Genomic DNA, 15,778 nt, shown 5'->3' on the forward strand with positions numbered 1-15,778 from the left:
GCCTTTTCCGGCGAGGCGGTCTGGAGCGTGCTCCCTGCTCGCCGGAGCAACTCTATGCTTCTACACGTCTGTAGAAAAAGGCCCGTACGAGAGTCGGGCCACGCACCCTGGGAGACGGCACACATGGCTTCGATCGATCTGGACAAGGTCCTGGACAAGGCGTGGGCGGACAAGAGCCTGCCGGAGATCATGGCCGCCCCGGTAGGGGCCTTGAAGGGGGTCTCCGACCGGGACGGCGAACTGCTTCAGGAGGCGTTCGGAGTCAAGACCGTCTCGGACCTGGCCGAACTGAAGTATGTCCGTTGGGCGCAGGCGCTCGCCGCGCTCGCCGCGGCCGAGTAGCGAACGGGCGCGCGGACCGGCGCCATTCGCCCCTGCCGGCGGATGGCGCCGGGGCGATCTGCCGAAGGCCGTCAGGGGTGACGCCGGGGTCCGAGCCGGCGTCACGTCAGGTTCCTGGTCACCACCGGCCACGTCCCGGCCTCCACGTCCGTCCGGGTGATCCTCCCGTACGAGCCGTGGGTGAACCCCGTTCCCCGAGGCGAGTGAACTCGGCGAAGTGAGACACCGGGCGGCGTTGCGATCGTGTGGAGAGCGAGCCCCGGAGGCCGGCGGGTGTCCGGCAGTCGGCCCGTCGAGACTGTGGGCTCCCCGGACGGGGGATTAAGTTGGCGGAAACTCTCCGGGCAGCCGGACTCGTGATGGGGGCGAGCATGACCATGCAAAAGGGAACCAATGTCGCGGTGCCGGCTCAGACCGTGCGCGTCGAACTGGGCTGGCGTACCACTCCCGGAACACCCGACGTGGATGCCTCGGCGCTCCTTCTCGTGTCGGGCAGGGTGCGCAGCGACGCGGACTTCGTCTTCTACAACCAGCCGGGCCACGGTTCCGGCGCGGTGCGACACGAGGGCAAGCAGACGTCCGGCGGCGCCGTCACGGACAGCCTCACGGTCCACTTCGCCCGGATGGAGCCGGCGATCGACCGTGTCGTGATCGCGGCCTCGGCGGACGGTGGCACGTTCGGACGGGTGACCGGCCTCTACGTGAGGATCGTGGACCCCGCGAACGGCTCCGAGATCGCGCGCTTCGAGAGCGCCGACGCGACCGTCGAGACCGCGTTCATCCTCGGCGAGCTCTACCTGCGCCAGGGCGCCTGGAAATTCAGGGCCGTAGGACAGGGGTACGACACCGGGCTCGAGGGCCTCGCGACGGACTTCGGCATCTCCGTCGACGAGCCGCAGCAGTGGCCGCCGCCCCCACAGCGGGCCCCCCAGCCGCCCGCGCGCCCGGCCGTGCCCCAGGCCGCCCCCGCGCCGCCGCCCGCGCCCCCCGTCGTGCAGGCCGTGAGGCTGACCAAGGTCACGCTGACGAAAGAAGCCCCTTCGGTATCGCTGTCGAAACAGGGTGGCACGTCCGGAGCGCTGCGCGTCAATCTCAACTGGGAAGTACGTAAGCAGTTCAAGGGCTGGGGCGCGAAACTCGGCAGGGCGGTCGCCATGCACGGGGACCTGGATCTCGACCTCTGCGCACTGTACGAACTCACCGACGGAAGCAAGGGAGTGGTGCAGGCGCTCGGGAACGCCTTCGGATCTCTCCGGCAGCCGCCGTACATCCACCTCGACGGGGACGACCGTACCGGCGCGCTCTCCCATGGCGAGAACCTCACGGTCAACCTCGACCACAAGGACCGGCTGCGCCGTGTCCTGATCTTCGTCACCATCTACGAAGGCGCCCGCAGCTTCGCCGATCTGCATGCCACGGTCACGCTCCAGCCGCAGAACGGCGCGGCGATCGACTTCTCGCTCGACGAATGCACCGTGCCTTCCACCGTGTGCGCGCTCGCACTGCTCACCAGTCACGGGGGAGACCTCACCGTGCAGCGCGAGGCCCGGTATCTCGTCCCGCAGCGCGGGGTCAGCCCCCAGCGGACCGTCGACGCCGCCTACGGGTGGGGCATGAACTGGACCCCCGGGCGCAAATGACCCCGCGGTGACCGAGGCGTGGCCGCTCGGCCTGCCGGGCTCAGGGCTCCGGCGCGGCCTCGGGACGGGCGTACGTACGCCCCTTCCACGCCGCACCGAGCCCCCGGTGGTGCTGTACCGCGGAACCCACCGTCATCAGGAGATAGAGGACCGCCGTGAAGGGCAGCAGCGGCGCCAGCCAGAGCGACTGCCGGTAGTACCCGAGCATGGGCATGTAGGTGCCCGTCATCACCGCCCAGGCCGCCCCGCCGGCCACCGCCGCGACGGGATCACCCGTCAGCAGCCCGGCACACAGCGTGACGGGCGGCGCGACGTAGACCAGGCCCAGGCCGAGGACCGTACCGACCAGCAGCGACGGGCTGTGCCGCAGTTGCGCGTACGCACTCCGCGCGACCATGCGCCACAGGTCCGCCAGCCGAGGGCAGGGCCGCACGCTGTCCACCCGGTCGGCGAGCCCCAGCCAGATACGGCCGCCGCTGCGCCGCACCGCACGCGCCAGCGACACGTCGTCGATCACCGCCTGGCGGATGGACTCCGGGATCCTCGCCCGCTCGGCGGCTCCGGCCCGCAGCAGCACACAGCCGCCTGCTGCCGCGGCCGTCCTCGCCCCCTTCCCGTTCACCCACCGGAACGGATAGAGCTGCCCGAAGAAATAGACGAAGGCCGGCACGATCAGCCGCTCCCAGGTGCTCGCCACCCGCAGCCTGGCCATCTGCGAGACCAGGTCGAACCGGTCCGCCCCGTCGGCACCGGCCGCGGCCACCAGTTCCCGAAGGCTGTCCGGCTCGTGTGCGATGTCGGCGTCCGTCAGGAGCAGGAACTCAGGCTGACGTTGACGGGCCAAGGCCATCCCGTGCCGCATCGCCCACAGTTTGCCCGTCCAACCCGGCTCCGGCTCACCGGGCGTCACCACCGTGAGCGGCAGCCCTCCGCACCGCTCGGACAGCTCACGGGCGAGCTCGCCCGTACCGTCGCCGCTGCAGTCGTCGACCAGAAAGATCTCCGCGTCACCCGGATAGTCCTGGGCGAGCAGCGACGGGAGGCTCACCGGCAGGACCTCGGCCTCGTTCCTCGCGGGGACGACCACCGCCACCGAGGGCCAGCGTGCGGGGTCCCTGCGCTTGGGCAGCCGCTGGTCGGTCCGCCAGAAGAAGCCCTGGCCCAGCAACAGCCACACCCACACGACCAGTGAACCCACGGCGATCCAGGCAACGGCGCTCATCCGTCGAAGTGTGCCCCACTCCGGGGGGCCCGCAAGGGCTGTCGACTATGGTGACCGGGTGAAGATCGCACTCATGGACTCGGGAATCGGCCTGCTCGCGGCAGCGGCCGCCGTACGCCGGCTACGGCCCGACGCCGATCTGGTGCTGTCGTCCGATCCCGGCTCGATGCCCTGGGGGCCCCGTACGCCCGAGGACGTGACCCGCCGCGCGCTCGCAGTGGCACGCGCGGCGGCGGCCCGTCGGCCGGACGCCCTGATCGTCGCCTGCAACACCGCCTCCGTCCACGCCCTTCCCACCCTGCGGGCCGAACTGGAGCCCGGGCTGCCGGTCATCGGCACGGTTCCCGCGATCAAGCCGGCCGCCGCGGGCGGTGGCCCCTTCGCCATCTGGGCCACGCCGGCGACCACCGGGAGCCCCTACCAGCGCGGGCTGATCCACGACTTCGCCCGCTCCGTGAACGTGACGGAAGTGCCCTGCCCGGGGCTCGCCGACGCCGTCGAGCACGCCGACGAGGACGCGATCGACCGCGCGGTGGCCGCGGCGGCCGCCCTGACTCCGGCCGAGGTGACGGACGTCGTCCTCGGCTGCACCCACTACGAGCTGGTCGCCGAACGCATCCGCGCCGCGGTGGAGGCCGGCCGGCCCGGCCGCGCGCCGCTCGTGCTGCACGGCTCCGCCGAAGCGGTGGCCGCCCAGGCTCTGCGCCGTATCGGGGCGGTGCCCGCTCCGTCGGCCGAACCGGTCGGTACCCTCACCGTGCTCCTCGGCGGGCACGCCGCTGACCTCACCGAACCCGCTCTGGCCTACGCCGAGGGCCTGCTGCTCAAGGCGGTCAGCCCCGCGGTCTGACCGCCTTCGGCGCCTCGCCGGAGCCGCACACCCCCTCCTCGCCGCGCGGAACGTGGGTACGCTGCTTGGCATGACGGACCACCCCGGCAACACGCGGCACGGTTCGAGCCAGGCCCCGGGCACGGTCTGGACGGGACGGGCCACCAACCGCTTCCAGTGGCTGCTCGCGGCCGCGGGGGCAGGGTGCCTGGCACTCGGTATCGAACTCGCAGTCGACTCGGCCTGGGGCGGCGGGTTCGCCCCGCTGCTCATGTCCGTCATCGGCTGTGTCGCGGCCGGACTCCTGATCCTCTTCGGGACCCTCGCCTTCGTGCACGTGGCCGTCAAGGTCGACGGTGACGCCCTCGAGGTGCGCTGTGGCCACGCCGGGCTGCCCAGGCGCCGGATCCTGCTCACCCATGTGGTGGGCGCGGACTTCGCCCCCAAGGTCACCCCGCGTCACTGGGGCGGCTGGGGTTACCGCTGGCGCCCCGACCAGGGCACGGCCGTGGTCGTGCGCAGGGGAGAGGGCCTGGTGCTCCGGCTGGGGGACGGCAGGAGTTTCACCGTCACGGTGGACGACGCGGAGGCCGCCGTACGGTTCATCCGCGACCGCCTGCACCTCGCGGCCACCGGGAAGAACCCGGGATCCTGAGCCCGGCAGGGGCTCCGCCGCCCCGGGGTGGCCGGAGTGGCTACCTCCTCACAGCCGCCCGCCGTAGACTCCGCCAGGTGAGCGCCACCATCACCACCGTCGAACCGCCGCCCGCCCCCGTGTCCCGCAGCAGGAAGCTGTGGCCCCGGCTCGTCCGGCCGGCCGCAGCCGTGCTGTCCGGTGCGCTGCTCTACGCGAGCTTCCCGCCCCGGCCCCTGTGGTGGCTGGTGCTGCCCGGCTTCGCCCTGCTGGGCTGGGTCCTGAGCGCACGCAGGCTGCGCGCGGCACTGGGCCTCGGCCTCCTCGCGGGCCTCGGCTTCATGCTGCCGCTGCTGCACTGGACGGGCGAGGAGGTCGGCCCGGTCCCGTGGCTCGCCCTCGCGTGCGTCGAAGCGCTGTTCATCGCCGTCGGCTGCGTCGGGATCGCCGCGGTCTCCCGGCTTCCGTACTGGCCGGTCTGGGCTGCGGCCGTGTGGACCCTGGACGAGGCGCTCCGGGCCAGGGTCCCGTTCGGCGGCTTCCCCTGGGGCAAGATCGCCTTCGGCCAGGCCGACAGCGCGTTCCTGCCGCTCGCCGCTCTGGGCGGCACCCCGCTGCTCTCGTTCGCCGTCGTGCTGTGCGGCTTCGGACTCCTGGAAGCCGTCCGGCAGATCCGCCGCCACCGCACCACCGGCACCGTGCCCCGCGCCGCCGTCATCGCCGCGGCCGTCACCGTCGCCGCACCGCTCGCCGCCGCCCTGGCGGCCCTCCCGCTCGTGGACGACTCACCCGAGGACGGCACCGCCACCGTCGCCGCGATCCAGGGCAACGTGCCGCGCCTGGGCCTCGACTTCAACTCCCAGCGCCGCGCAGTCCTGGACAACCACGCGGAGCGCACGGAACAGCTCGCCCGGGACGTGAAGGCGGGGAAAGAGCCCCAGCCCGACTTCGTCCTGTGGCCGGAGAACTCCTCCGACCTCGACCCGTACCGAAACGCCGACGCCCGTGAGGCCATCGACCGGGCCGTACGCGCCATCGGCGTCCCCACCGTCATCGGGGCCGTCCTCGCCCCCGACACCGGACCTCTCCGCAACACCCTGATCGAGTGGGACCCGGAGAGCGGCCCCGTGGACACCTACGACAAGCGGCACATCCAGCCGTTCGGCGAGTACATGCCGATGCGCTCCGTCGCACGTGTCTTCAGCGAGGACGTCGACCGGGTGCAACGGGACTTCGGCCCCGGCAGCAAGGTCGGCGTGTTCGACCTGGCGGGCACGAAGGTCGGGCTCGTGACCTGTTACGAGGCCGCGTTCGACGACGCCGTGCGTGACACCGTCAAGGACGGCGGGCAGCTGATCGCCGTACCGAGCAACAACGCGACCTTCGGGCGCAGCGAGATGACCTACCAGCAGCTGGCGATGAGCCAGGTGCGGGCGGTCGAGCACGGGCGGTCCGTCGTCGTGCCCGTCACCAGTGGCGTCAGTGCGGTGATCCGGCCGGACGGCACGATCGTGGAGAAGACGGAGATGTTCACTCCGGACGCCCTGGTCGACGAGGTACCCCTGCGGTCCTCGCTCACGCCCGCCACCCGGCTGGGAACCCTGCCGGAGGGTGTCCTGGCGCTGCTCGCCGTGGCCGGTCTCGGCTGGGCGACTGCCACGTCGGTGCGGGCGAGGAAGGCGCGCAAGGACCTGGCGGCCGGCCCGGAGAACGTTCCTGCCACCGCATGATCCCGTTCGCATAGGCTCCTCGCATGGCTACCCCAGACTTCATCCGTGACATCCGTGCCACCGCCGGGCATCAGCTGCTCCTGCTGCCGGGAGTCACCGCCGTGGTCTTCGACGACGAGGGCCGGGTGCTGCTCGGCCGGAGGTCGGACACCGGCAAGTGGTCGGTCATCGGCGGTATCGGCGAGCCCGGCGAGGAGCCCGCGGTCACGGCGGAACGCGAGGTGTACGAGGAGACGGCGGTGCACTGCGTCGCGGAGCGGGTCGTGCTCACCCAGGCCCTGAAGCCGGTGCAGTACGCCAACGGCGACCGGTGCCAGTACGTCGACATCACCTTCCGCTGCCGGGCCACCGGCGGCGAGGCGCGGGTGAACGACGACGAGTCGCTGGAAGTCGCCTGGTTCGACGTCGACGCGCTGCCGCCGCTGAGCGAGTTCTCGCTGTTCCGGATCAAGCAGTCCCTCACGGACGGCCCCACCTGGTTCGCGCGCACCCCCGAGGCCTGACGGGACCGGCGTCCTCGCCGATGAGGGTGGCTCGGTGGAGTTCCAGGCGGATACTGTCTGTGGTCGGCACCGAAGCACCTCAACTCGCGGAGGATGCCGGGAAGTTGCCGCAAGGAGGGAGGCCGTCGGTGCCTGCGGCGAGCGAAGATCCGGTGTGGGAGCAGGCCCTCAGGGATCTGGCCTGGTAGCGGTCCCGGCGATGGGCCGCGAGCACGGAGGTGATCGCGTTGTCCGCAGGGGCAGGGACGGTGGTCGCCGCGGGTTTGCAGGCCCCCGCCGCCGTCACCGCCTCCCTCGCAGGCGTCACACTCTTCATCGGCGGGTTCCGCCAGGTTTTCCATCACGCGGAGCGACACGTACAGGGAGCAGAGGCGTGGTCGCGACTACGGCTGGCGATTCAGCGCTACACCCTGACCGATGAAGCCCAGCGGAACGACGACACACGGCAGCGTCTTCTGGAGGAGGTCGAAGCCGTCGCGCAGACGGAGCTCCGGACCTGGGCCCGGAGCCGCCGCCTCGCGCAGCCCCCCGGCGGTCAGGCGCTTCCGTAGACGCCGTCGCTGCCGGCGGGCGGTCTCCGAGCCCTGCCCCTGTTACCCGCGTTCACGCACGTCACAGGGGCAGTTTCCCGGCGGTCAGATCGTTGCCGCGTCGATCACGAAGCGGTAGCGCACGTCGCTGTTCAGCACGCGTTCGTACGCCTCGTTGATCTCGGCCGCGCCGATCAGCTCGATCTCCGCGCCGAATCCGTGCTCGGCGCAGAAGTCCAGCATTTCCTGGGTCTCCTGGATGCCGCCGATACCGGACCCGGAGAGGGACTTGCGGCCGCCTATCAGGGAGAAGAGGTTGACGGAGATGGGCTCCTCCGGGGCGCCGACGTTCACCAGCGCACCGTCCGTCCTGAGGAGGGAGAGGTAGGCGCCGAAGTCCAGGGGCGCGGACACCGTGGACAGGATGATGTCGAACGTGCCGGCCAGCTCCTCGAAGGTCTTCGGGTCGCTGGTGGCGTAGTAGTGGTCGGCGCCGAGCTTCAGCCCGTCGTCCTGCTTGCGCAGGGACTGCGAGAGAACGGTCACATCGGCGCCGAGCGCGTGCGCGATCTTGACGCCCATGTGCCCGAGGCCGCCCATGCCGAGGACCGCTACCTTCTTGCCGGGACCGGCCTTCCAGTGCTTCAGCGGCGAATAGGTGGTGATTCCCGCGCAGAGCAGCGGCGCGGCCTCGTCCAGCGACAGGCCGTCGGGGATGCGGAGGGTGTAGTTCTCGTCCACGACGATGTGCGAGGAGTAGCCGCCGTAAGTGGCGTCGCCGTTCTTGTCGAGGGCGTTGTACGTGCCGATGTTGCCCTTGGCACAGTACTGCTCGAGGCCCGCCTTGCAGTTGTCGCACTCGCGGCAGGAGTCGACCATGCAGCCCACTCCCACGCGGTCGCCCACGGCGAACTTGGTGACGCCGGAGCCGACCTCGGTGACGATTCCGGCGATCTCGTGGCCGGGCACCATCGGGAAGATGCCCTCGCCCCAGCCGTCGCGGGCCTGGTGGATGTCCGAGTGGCAGATGCCGGCGAACTTGATGTCGATCAGGACGTCGTACTCGCCGACCGCGCGACGCTCGATGGTGGTGCGCTCCAGCGGAGCCTTGGCGGAAGGTGCGGCGTACGCAGCGACAGTGGTCATGCGGGAGTTCTCCTTAAGGAGTGGTCCTGTGCCCGGCAGCTTTCGGTTCGTTCGGTCGGGCACGCCGTCCAGCGTGTCCCACCTGCGGGACTTCACCCAGCCCACGGTTCTGCGTACGACCGGCGGTCCTACCACTGGCGGGGTCAGGATGGTGTGCGTACGACCGTGGATACTGGAACGCATGGACGACCAGCCTGTACGCGAGCGGCGGTCCGTCGGCGCCCCCGGTCCCGGCGGCGGCAGAGGGCACGCCCTCGACCGGCGCGCCGAGCTCAGCGAATTCCTTCGCAGCCGGCGTGCCCGGCTGAAGCCGGAGGACGTGGGTCTGCCCGACTTCGGGCGGCACCGCCGGGTCCCGGGGCTGCGCCGGGAGGAGCTGGCCCAGCTGGCCGGAGTGTCTGTGGCGTACTACACACGTCTTGAACAGGGCAACGGACAGAACGTGTCCGGAGAGGTGCTGGGCGCGATCGCGTCCGCTCTGCGGCTGACGGACGCCGAGCAGGCGCATCTCACGCACCTCGCGAAGCCCAAGCAGCACAGGAAGAAGGCGTCGGGGCGGCAGCAGCGGGTGCGCGTGCCGCTCTGCCAGCTCCTCGACACCATGGAAGGCGTTCCGGCGTACGTCGTCGGGCGGCGTTCGGAGATCCTGGCCTGGAACCGGATGGCCGCGGCGGTCTTCGGCGACTGGTCACAGGTGGCGCCGCAGGAGCGGAACTGGGCGCGGCTGGTGTTCCTGCAGTCGGAGTACCGCGAGCTGTTCGTGGATTGGGACCAGAAGGCGTCGGACATCGTCAGCTACCTGCGGATGGATGCGGGCTGCCATCCCGACGACCCTCGTCTTTCCGCGCTCGTCGGTGAGCTGTCGGTGAAGAGCGAGGAGTTCCGGAAGCTGTGGGCCAGGCACGACGTCAAGGAGAAGAGCCACGGCGTCAAGCGGCTGCACCATCCCTTGGTGGGTGAGCTGGCGCTCTCCTTCGAGACGTTCGCTCTGCCTGACGACGCCGAGCAGTCGGTGGTCGCGTATCACGCCGAGCCTGGTTCGGCGTCGGCGGAGGCGTTGCGGCTGCTTGCGAGCTGGGGCACGGACGCGACGCGGGCCGGCAGCACGTCCGTCACCGGGAGTCCGTAAGCCGAACTGCGCGTTGTCGGACCTGGGCCTCCCCGTAAAGCCCTTCGCCTTGCGGCCCTAGCGGCCGACCTGCTCCTCGACGGCGGGGCGACCAGCTCGCCCCCGGCGCCTTGCGCGCTCTGAGCGATACGGCCTCCGTGTGCCCGAGGACGTGGCGGTCATCGGTTTCCCTGTGCACGGCGACCGTCCGCCCCGGCCCGCAGACCCACTCCGGTCGTTCCCGCACGGACTGCTGACCTCGACAGTCTCCTCGTGTCCGGCGGTATGCGGTCATGGACGCCTCCCGAGGCACCACCCGCCTTCCTGCCGGCCCGCTCGCCGAGCGCCTGCGCGCGACACCGTCCGGTGGACCGTCGATGCCGCGCGGAGCGGCAGCCCGGTGACCGAGCTGCCCGCCATGGAGCTCGGGGACCTGACGGACGCTGCGGAGCGAGACCTGACCGGCTTCCTCGCCGTGGCTTTCGACCGGGTGTCCCAGCACCTGCCCGACCATCGCGCCCCCGTCACCACCGCCCTCGCACGAGCACTCGACCCACCGCGTTCGCGGTCCCGGCACAGCCGTGACGGAGCCCTGCGTCGCGGCGGCCACGACCACGAGCAGCCCGATGTATGCCCACGCGTGGGCGCGGTACGCGGTGCGGAACGCCTGCCGGTTGAGAACGCTGCCGCCCGGTGACCGTAGGCTAAGCCCTGGTCAGCGCATCAGCGAGCGACCCCCGCGGCCGCTTTCCGGTGTGGGGCCTGGGGTCAGGTCACCGGCGCCGGACGGCCCCCGTCCCCGCTGACCAGCCGCACACGAGTCATCAGCAAGGAAGTTCATGCAGGGAGTTCTCACCGGGTTCGCGGTGATCGCCGTCGTCATAGGCGTCGGCTACGTCCTCGGGCGCCGCGGACACCTGGGTGACGACAGCCGGACGGTCCTGACCAGGCTCGCCTTCCACGTGGCAAGCCCCGCACTGCTCTTCACCACCCTGGCGGGCGCGGACCTGTCGGTCGTCTTCTCGCAACGGCTCCTCGTCACCGCGGCCGGAACCGCCGTCGCAGCCGCCCTTTTCGTCACCGTAGGTCTCGTACGAGGCTGGGACACCGGACAGCTCACCATCGGTGCTCTGTGCTCCAGCTACGTCAACGCCGGCAATCTCGGCATCCCGATCGCCGTCTACGTACTGGGAGACGCCTCCCTGGTCGCACCCGTCCTGCTCTTTCAGCAGATCGTCGTGACCCCGCTGGCCCTGACCATCCTCGACCTGAGCCGGCCCGGCGAGCGCCGGTCCCTCTGGCAGCGCCTCACCACACCACTCCGCAACCCGATGGCTGCCGGCTCACTGGCCGGTGTCACCGTGGCCGCCACCGGATGGACCATCCCGGCGCCGGCGCTCGAACCCCTCACCCTCATAGGCAACATGTCCGTCCCCGCGGTCCTGCTGGCCTTCGGGATCTCCCTGCGGGGCAGCGGCATGCCCGCGCGCGGGGACAACCGCCCCGCCATCGTCCTGTCCGCCACCCTCAAGACGACCGCCCAGCCCCTCATCGCCTGGGGCATAGGCGCGGGCGTCTTCCACCTGCACGGCGCGGCTCTCCTCGACGTCGTCGTGACCTCGGCGCTGCCCGCCGCCCAGAACCTCTACACGTACGCCTCGCAGTACCGTGTCGCCGAACAGCTCGCCCGGGAATCGATACTGCTGTCCACCCTCGTCTCGGTACCGGTCCTGATCACCATCGCCGCTCTCCTGGGATAAGGGGCGCACGGTGCCCGGCCCGTACACCCGTAAGGCAGGCTCGCGCAGGCCTTTGGGGGTATGCGTCGGACGGAGGACGTCGGATGCGTACGTTCGTGCCCATGTCCGACTCTCTTGGCACACCGTCACATTCCGTCTCCCCCTCCCGGCGTGGGGTGCTCCGTGCGGCCGCCGTCGTCGGCGGGGTCCTCGGTGCCCCAGGAGGGACGGTGATCGCGGGAGCGCACCCCTCCGCCGCGGTCACGCCGGGGATCGTCCCGTCCCGGCCGCCCGAACTTCCCTCCGGGCTGGAGGCGTACCCCACCCCCTACATCAACTGGGCCGGCGAGATCACCCACCACGGGCTGTGGGCCTGCGCTCCCCGCACCGGTCAGGATCTCGCCGATCTCGCGAACTGGGCGCACAGCAAGGGCTGGCGGCTGCGCGCACGCGGTAAGGCGCACACCTGGTCGCCCCTCACCATCACCGGGCCGACCGAGTCGGACCAGCACGTGCTGCTGATGGACACCACCAAGCACCTGACCGGTATGGAACTCGTCGCTCCGCCCAGCGGCGCTCCCGGCGCCGTCCGGGCGCAGACCGGGGTCACCCTGGAGACGCTGATGGCATTCCTCGCCGACCACGGGCTGGGTGTCACCAACACCCCCGCACCGGGGGAGCTGACGCTCGGCGGCACACTGGCCATCGACGCGCACGGCACCAGCGTGCCCGCGGTGGGGGAGACCCCGCGTCCGGGGCACACCTACGGCACCCTGAGCAACCTTGTCCTGTCGGTCACGGCGGTGGTCTGGGACGCCGCACGGTCCTCGTACGTGGTGCGTACCTTCCACCGGGGCTCCGACAAGGAATGCGAGGCGCTGGCCACCCACATCGGCCGGGGCCTCGTCGTCGAGGCGGTCCTCCAGGCAGGCGAGGAGGTCCCGCTCCGCTGCCGGAGCCGGGTCGATCTCACCAGTGACGAGTTGTTCGCCCCTCCGGGCAGCGCACTCGCGAGCCGGGGAAACACCTTCTCCGACTTCCTCGACCGTTCGGGGCGGGTGGAGGCGATCTGGTTCGCCTTCACGGACAAGCCCTGGCTGAAGGTGTGGAGCCTCAGCCCGGAGCGCCCCGGTACGGCGAGGGCCGTGCACCACCCGTACAACTATCCGTTCAGCGACTCCCTCCCCACGCCTGTCGCCCGGCTGGCCGGGCGCATGCTGGGGGAGGCCGCCTGGTACCTCGCCCCGGCCTTCGGCGCCGCCCAGTACACGGTGGCGGCGACGGGGCTGGCCGCCACCTTCGCCACGGACCTGTGGGGTGCCGCGCACAACCTGCAGTTCTACCTGCGCCCCACGACCCTGCGGGAGACTGCCAACGGGTACGCCGTGCTGACCCGGCGCGCGGACGTGCAGCGTGTCATCTCGCAGTTCGCCGCCTACTACAGCGAGCAGCTGAAGACGCGGGCCGCGCGAGGCGAGTTCCCCGTCAACGGGCAGGTCGAGATCCGTGTGGGCGGGCTGGACCGGCCCGAGGAGTCGGCCGCTCCCGGCGCGCGCCCGCCCCTGCTCTCCGTCGTGCGACCGCCGGCGGACCGGCCGGAGTTCGACTGCGCGGTGTGGATCGACGTCCTGACCCAGCCGTCCACGCCCGGAGCTCACGCGTTCTACCGGGACCTGGAGCGCTTCCTCCTCGCCACCTTCGACGGAGCGTACGCGCTCACCCGGGTCGAGTGGTCCAAGGGCTGGGCGTACACCGACACGGAGGCCTGGGCGGACCAGGAGGTCATCGGAACCACTGTCCCGGCGTCGTACGGGCCGGGGCAGTGGGCGGAGGCCGTCGGCGTGCTCGACGGCCTGGATCCGCACGGCGTCTTCGGCAACGCCTTCACCGACCGGCTGGTCCGCGTGTGACCCGCCCCGGCACGCCTCACATCCTGCGGTGCAGCAGGAACCCGAGCAGTGCCTCGATCTCGCTCGTCGCGCGTGGGGCGAGGGGCACGCTCCGCAGGCAGACGCGGGCGGCATCGAGGTGGTGGCGGGCCTCGTCCAGGGTGGCGGTGCGGCCGCCGCACGCTTCGACGAGTGCGGCCGCGCGTACCGTGCCGGCGTCGTCGAGGGGGAGCGGGGAGTCCAGGAGGGCGGCGAGCTCCCTGGTGGGGGGACCGTCACCGGCGAGGGCGGCCAGCACGGGGTAGGTCTTCTTCTGCTGCCGCAGATCGCTGTGCACGGGTTTGCCCGTCACCGCCGGGTCGCCCCAGATGCCGAGCAGGTCGTCGACGGCCTGGAACGCCACCCCCAGGTGGCGCCCGGCCCGGTCCAGCGCGGCGACGGTGCGGGCCGGCGCCCCGCCCAGCAGGCCGCCGAGGGCTGCGGCACAGCCCAGCAGCGTGCCGGTCTTGAGTTCCGCCATCGCACGGTACTCGTCGGTCCGGACGGCCTCGGGCCCCGTCCACGGGCGGGCGGCGAAGAGCAGGTCCTCCGCCTGACCGCGTACGAGACCGCTCAGTGTCTCGGACAGGCGGCCCACGGCCGCAGCGGTGTACGGTCCCGGAGTCTCGGCGAGGGTCTGCACCGCGAGAGCGAAGAGCGCGTCGCCCGCGAGTACGGCTGGCCCGGTGCCGTACGCCTTCCACACGGTCTCCCGCTGCCGCCGGGTCCCGTCCCCGTCCATGATGTCGTCGTGCAGCAGCGAGAAGGTGTGGATCAGCTCGACGGCCACCGCCCCGGCCACGGCGCTTTCCCCGGGGGCCCCCGCGGCCTCGGCGCACAGTACGGCGAGGGTCTGGCGGACGCCCTTGCCCTCGAAGGACCCGTCGGCGGGCGCACCGCCGACCTCGCACCAGCCGAGTGAGAAGGCGGCCATCTCGCCCGGCCAGGGATGGAGCCGGCCTATCGCGGCGGACAAGGAGGGGCGCACGAGGTCGCGGCAGCGGGCGAGTACGCGGGGAGCGGAGACTGCGGCCTGTGGCGCGGTCTCCGGGGGTGCGGCCTTCCCGGAGGATGCCGCGGTGCGCACGGTGCCGGCGGAAACAGCCGTGGGGATGACGATCATCGCGTCGCCGCCTCCTCGACGCGGTGGTCCGCGTCGGGCAGGGGGCCCACCCCCAGCTCGACGGTCGCCTTGTCGACCATGTCCCGGGCGTGCTTGAGGCCGATCCGGTCCAGGGTCCGGCGCAGTTCGGCGAGTTCCACGACTGTCTCCGCCGGGTTCCGCCCGAGCCGGGCCAGTGACTTGGCGAGCCCCAGCCGGGACAGCGCGGTCCCCCGTGGCTCGTTCATCTCCTGGAACTCCGCGAGTGCCTGCGCGTAGGTGTCACGGGCCTGCGCGTACTGCCCGGCCCGGTAGTGCACATTGCCACGCATCTTGTGGTTGTACGCCAGCGCGCTGGACAACTTCATCTCGCGGCAGGCGGATTCGGCCTCGGCGAGCAATGCCAGCGCACGTTCCACATCACCGTCGCGTACGGACACCACGTCGGCGATGCCGCGCAGCGCCCATGCCCGGCCTCGCCAGTCATCGGCCCGGCCGGCGGTTTCGGCCGCCTCCTCGAAGAGGGCGAGCGCCCTGTCGTACGAACCGGTGTTCCGGTGCATCTGGGCTATGCCTTCCAGGGCCCACACCGTGTGCCGGGCCTCACCCCGCCTGCGGGCTTCGGCGAGCAGCTGTTCGTGCAGCTCGCCGACGGCCTGGTAGTCGCCCTGGATACGCCCGGTCTCCGCGAGGCCGGCGAGCGAGTAGCCGCGTACCACCACGTCGCCCCCTCGTTTGCCCAGGTCGGCCGCGAGCCCGAGCAGCCGGTACGCCAGCGCCAGCGAGCCCCGCTGGCGGGCGAGTGTGCCACCGCTCCACAGGGCCCAGGCCATCGCCCCGACGTCCCCCGCCGAACGCGCCGCGCGATAACTCGACTTCCAGGCGGCATCGGCGTCCGTCACCCGCCCCAGCCGCCGGTACGCCTCCGCCACGGCGAGTCCGCAGCGTGCCATATCCCCCGGCTTGCCGGCCTGTTCAGCCGCCCGTAGTTCCTCGATGCCCTTCGCCAGCACCTCGGTGAGGGAGGAATTCACCGACATCGAACCGAGCGCCCCCTGATACTCGGGAGCGAACGCCTTGTTCTTCGGCCGATCCTGCTGAGTCACCCGTGCCACCTGCTCACTGTCTCGCTTGTCCTGGAAACCGTTGTCCACGGCGGTGGTCGGCCGCCGTCCCTGATCAAGACGGTATGAGCGAGAGGGGGTTCCATGAATCCCCCTCCGTGTTGGTCGTGGGTCATACCTGAGTGCCACGGGAGTGACCTGGACTAGTCAGTGGGATGGACATTGCTCGGCCGGGCCGTGTGCTCGGGGCAGCGCATGTGA

At 71.3% G+C, this 15,778-nt stretch carries 14 protein-coding genes and 1 pseudogene; 11 read left to right on the forward strand and 4 right to left on the reverse strand.

Annotation, left to right across the window (positions count from 1 at the left end):
- Window positions 1–123 precede the first annotated feature (123 nt).
- Together ACFYQ5_RS14760 and ACFYQ5_RS14765 are read left to right on the forward strand one after the other, a co-directional pair.
- On the forward strand, window positions 124–342 hold the full coding sequence (locus ACFYQ5_RS14760) for a hypothetical protein (RefSeq protein ID WP_389197570.1): 219 nt from the start codon (window positions 124–126) through the stop codon (window positions 340–342).
- 359 nt (window positions 343–701) lie between these two features.
- A complete protein-coding gene (locus ACFYQ5_RS14765) occupies window positions 702–1,982 on the forward strand; it encodes a TerD family protein (protein WP_389197911.1) in 1,281 nt (426 codons plus the stop codon).
- Between the two features lie 40 nt (window positions 1,983–2,022).
- On the opposite strand, the gene ACFYQ5_RS14770 is transcribed toward ACFYQ5_RS14765, so the two are convergent.
- Window positions 2,023–3,204 (reverse strand): glycosyltransferase, encoded by a 1,182-nt coding sequence (locus ACFYQ5_RS14770; RefSeq protein ID WP_389197572.1) that lies wholly within the window; start codon window positions 3,202–3,204, stop codon window positions 2,023–2,025.
- 58 nt (window positions 3,205–3,262) lie between these two features.
- Here ACFYQ5_RS14770 and ACFYQ5_RS14775 point away from each other — a divergent pair, with 58 nt between their 5' ends.
- The 5 genes and pseudogenes from ACFYQ5_RS14775 to ACFYQ5_RS14795 all read left to right on the forward strand — a co-directional run.
- Entirely contained in the window at window positions 3,263–4,054 is a 792-nt protein-coding gene (locus ACFYQ5_RS14775; protein ID WP_389197574.1) for a glutamate racemase, read from the forward strand.
- Window positions 4,055–4,124: 70 nt separating this feature from the next.
- A complete protein-coding gene (locus ACFYQ5_RS14780) occupies window positions 4,125–4,688 on the forward strand; it encodes a hypothetical protein (protein WP_389197576.1) in 564 nt (187 codons plus the stop codon).
- Between the two features lie 77 nt (window positions 4,689–4,765).
- Window positions 4,766–6,397: an apolipoprotein N-acyltransferase gene (gene lnt / locus ACFYQ5_RS14785; RefSeq protein WP_389197578.1), complete on the forward strand. Its 1,632-nt coding sequence runs from the start codon at window positions 4,766–4,768 to the stop codon at window positions 6,395–6,397.
- 23 nt (window positions 6,398–6,420) lie between these two features.
- A complete protein-coding gene (locus tag ACFYQ5_RS14790) occupies window positions 6,421–6,900 on the forward strand; it encodes an NUDIX domain-containing protein (protein ID WP_389197580.1) in 480 nt (159 codons plus the stop codon).
- 200 nt (window positions 6,901–7,100) lie between these two features.
- A pseudogene (locus ACFYQ5_RS14795) lies at window positions 7,101–7,451 on the forward strand (DUF4231 domain-containing protein); the annotation flags it as partial.
- An 84-nt stretch (window positions 7,452–7,535) separates the two neighbouring features.
- Here the strand turns inward: ACFYQ5_RS14795 and ACFYQ5_RS14800 are convergent.
- On the reverse strand, window positions 7,536–8,576 hold the full coding sequence (locus ACFYQ5_RS14800) for an NAD(P)-dependent alcohol dehydrogenase (RefSeq protein WP_389197581.1): 1,041 nt from the start codon (window positions 8,574–8,576) through the stop codon (window positions 7,536–7,538).
- Window positions 8,577–8,757: 181 nt separating this feature from the next.
- Between ACFYQ5_RS14800 and ACFYQ5_RS14805 the strand changes: the two genes are divergently transcribed.
- The 4 genes from ACFYQ5_RS14805 (at window position 8,758) to ACFYQ5_RS14820 (ending at window position 13,333) form a co-directional block, all read left to right on the forward strand.
- The gene (locus ACFYQ5_RS14805) at window positions 8,758–9,705 is read left to right on the forward strand and encodes a helix-turn-helix transcriptional regulator (RefSeq protein WP_389197583.1); all 948 of its coding nucleotides are present in this window, start codon (window positions 8,758–8,760) and stop codon (window positions 9,703–9,705) included.
- A 379-nt stretch (window positions 9,706–10,084) separates the two neighbouring features.
- A complete protein-coding gene (locus ACFYQ5_RS14810; protein WP_389197584.1) occupies window positions 10,085–10,381 on the forward strand; it encodes a hypothetical protein in 297 nt (98 codons plus the stop codon).
- 142 nt (window positions 10,382–10,523) lie between these two features.
- Window positions 10,524–11,444, forward strand: coding sequence for an AEC family transporter (locus ACFYQ5_RS14815; protein ID WP_389197586.1), 921 nt, complete (start codon window positions 10,524–10,526; stop codon window positions 11,442–11,444).
- A gap of 101 nt (window positions 11,445–11,545) precedes the next feature.
- Entirely contained in the window at window positions 11,546–13,333 is a 1,788-nt protein-coding gene (locus ACFYQ5_RS14820; protein ID WP_389197588.1) for a cholesterol oxidase substrate-binding domain-containing protein, read from the forward strand.
- Between the two features lie 16 nt (window positions 13,334–13,349).
- Here ACFYQ5_RS14820 and ACFYQ5_RS14825 read toward each other — a convergent pair whose 3' ends face one another.
- Both ACFYQ5_RS14825 and ACFYQ5_RS14830 read right to left on the reverse strand, forming a co-directional pair.
- Complete coding sequence (locus ACFYQ5_RS14825; RefSeq protein WP_389197590.1) at window positions 13,350–14,474, reverse strand: polyprenyl synthetase family protein; 1,125 nt, start codon at window positions 14,472–14,474, stop codon at window positions 13,350–13,352.
- On the reverse strand, window positions 14,471–15,493 hold the full coding sequence (locus ACFYQ5_RS14830) for a tetratricopeptide repeat protein (protein ID WP_389197912.1): 1,023 nt from the start codon (window positions 15,491–15,493) through the stop codon (window positions 14,471–14,473). The genes ACFYQ5_RS14825 and ACFYQ5_RS14830 overlap by 4 nt, the downstream gene beginning before the upstream one ends.
- Window positions 15,494–15,778 lie beyond the last annotated feature (285 nt).

The sequence above is a fragment of the Streptomyces sp. NPDC005794 genome (assembly GCF_042871445.1).
Taxonomy (GTDB): Bacteria; Actinomycetota; Actinomycetes; order Streptomycetales; family Streptomycetaceae; genus Streptomyces.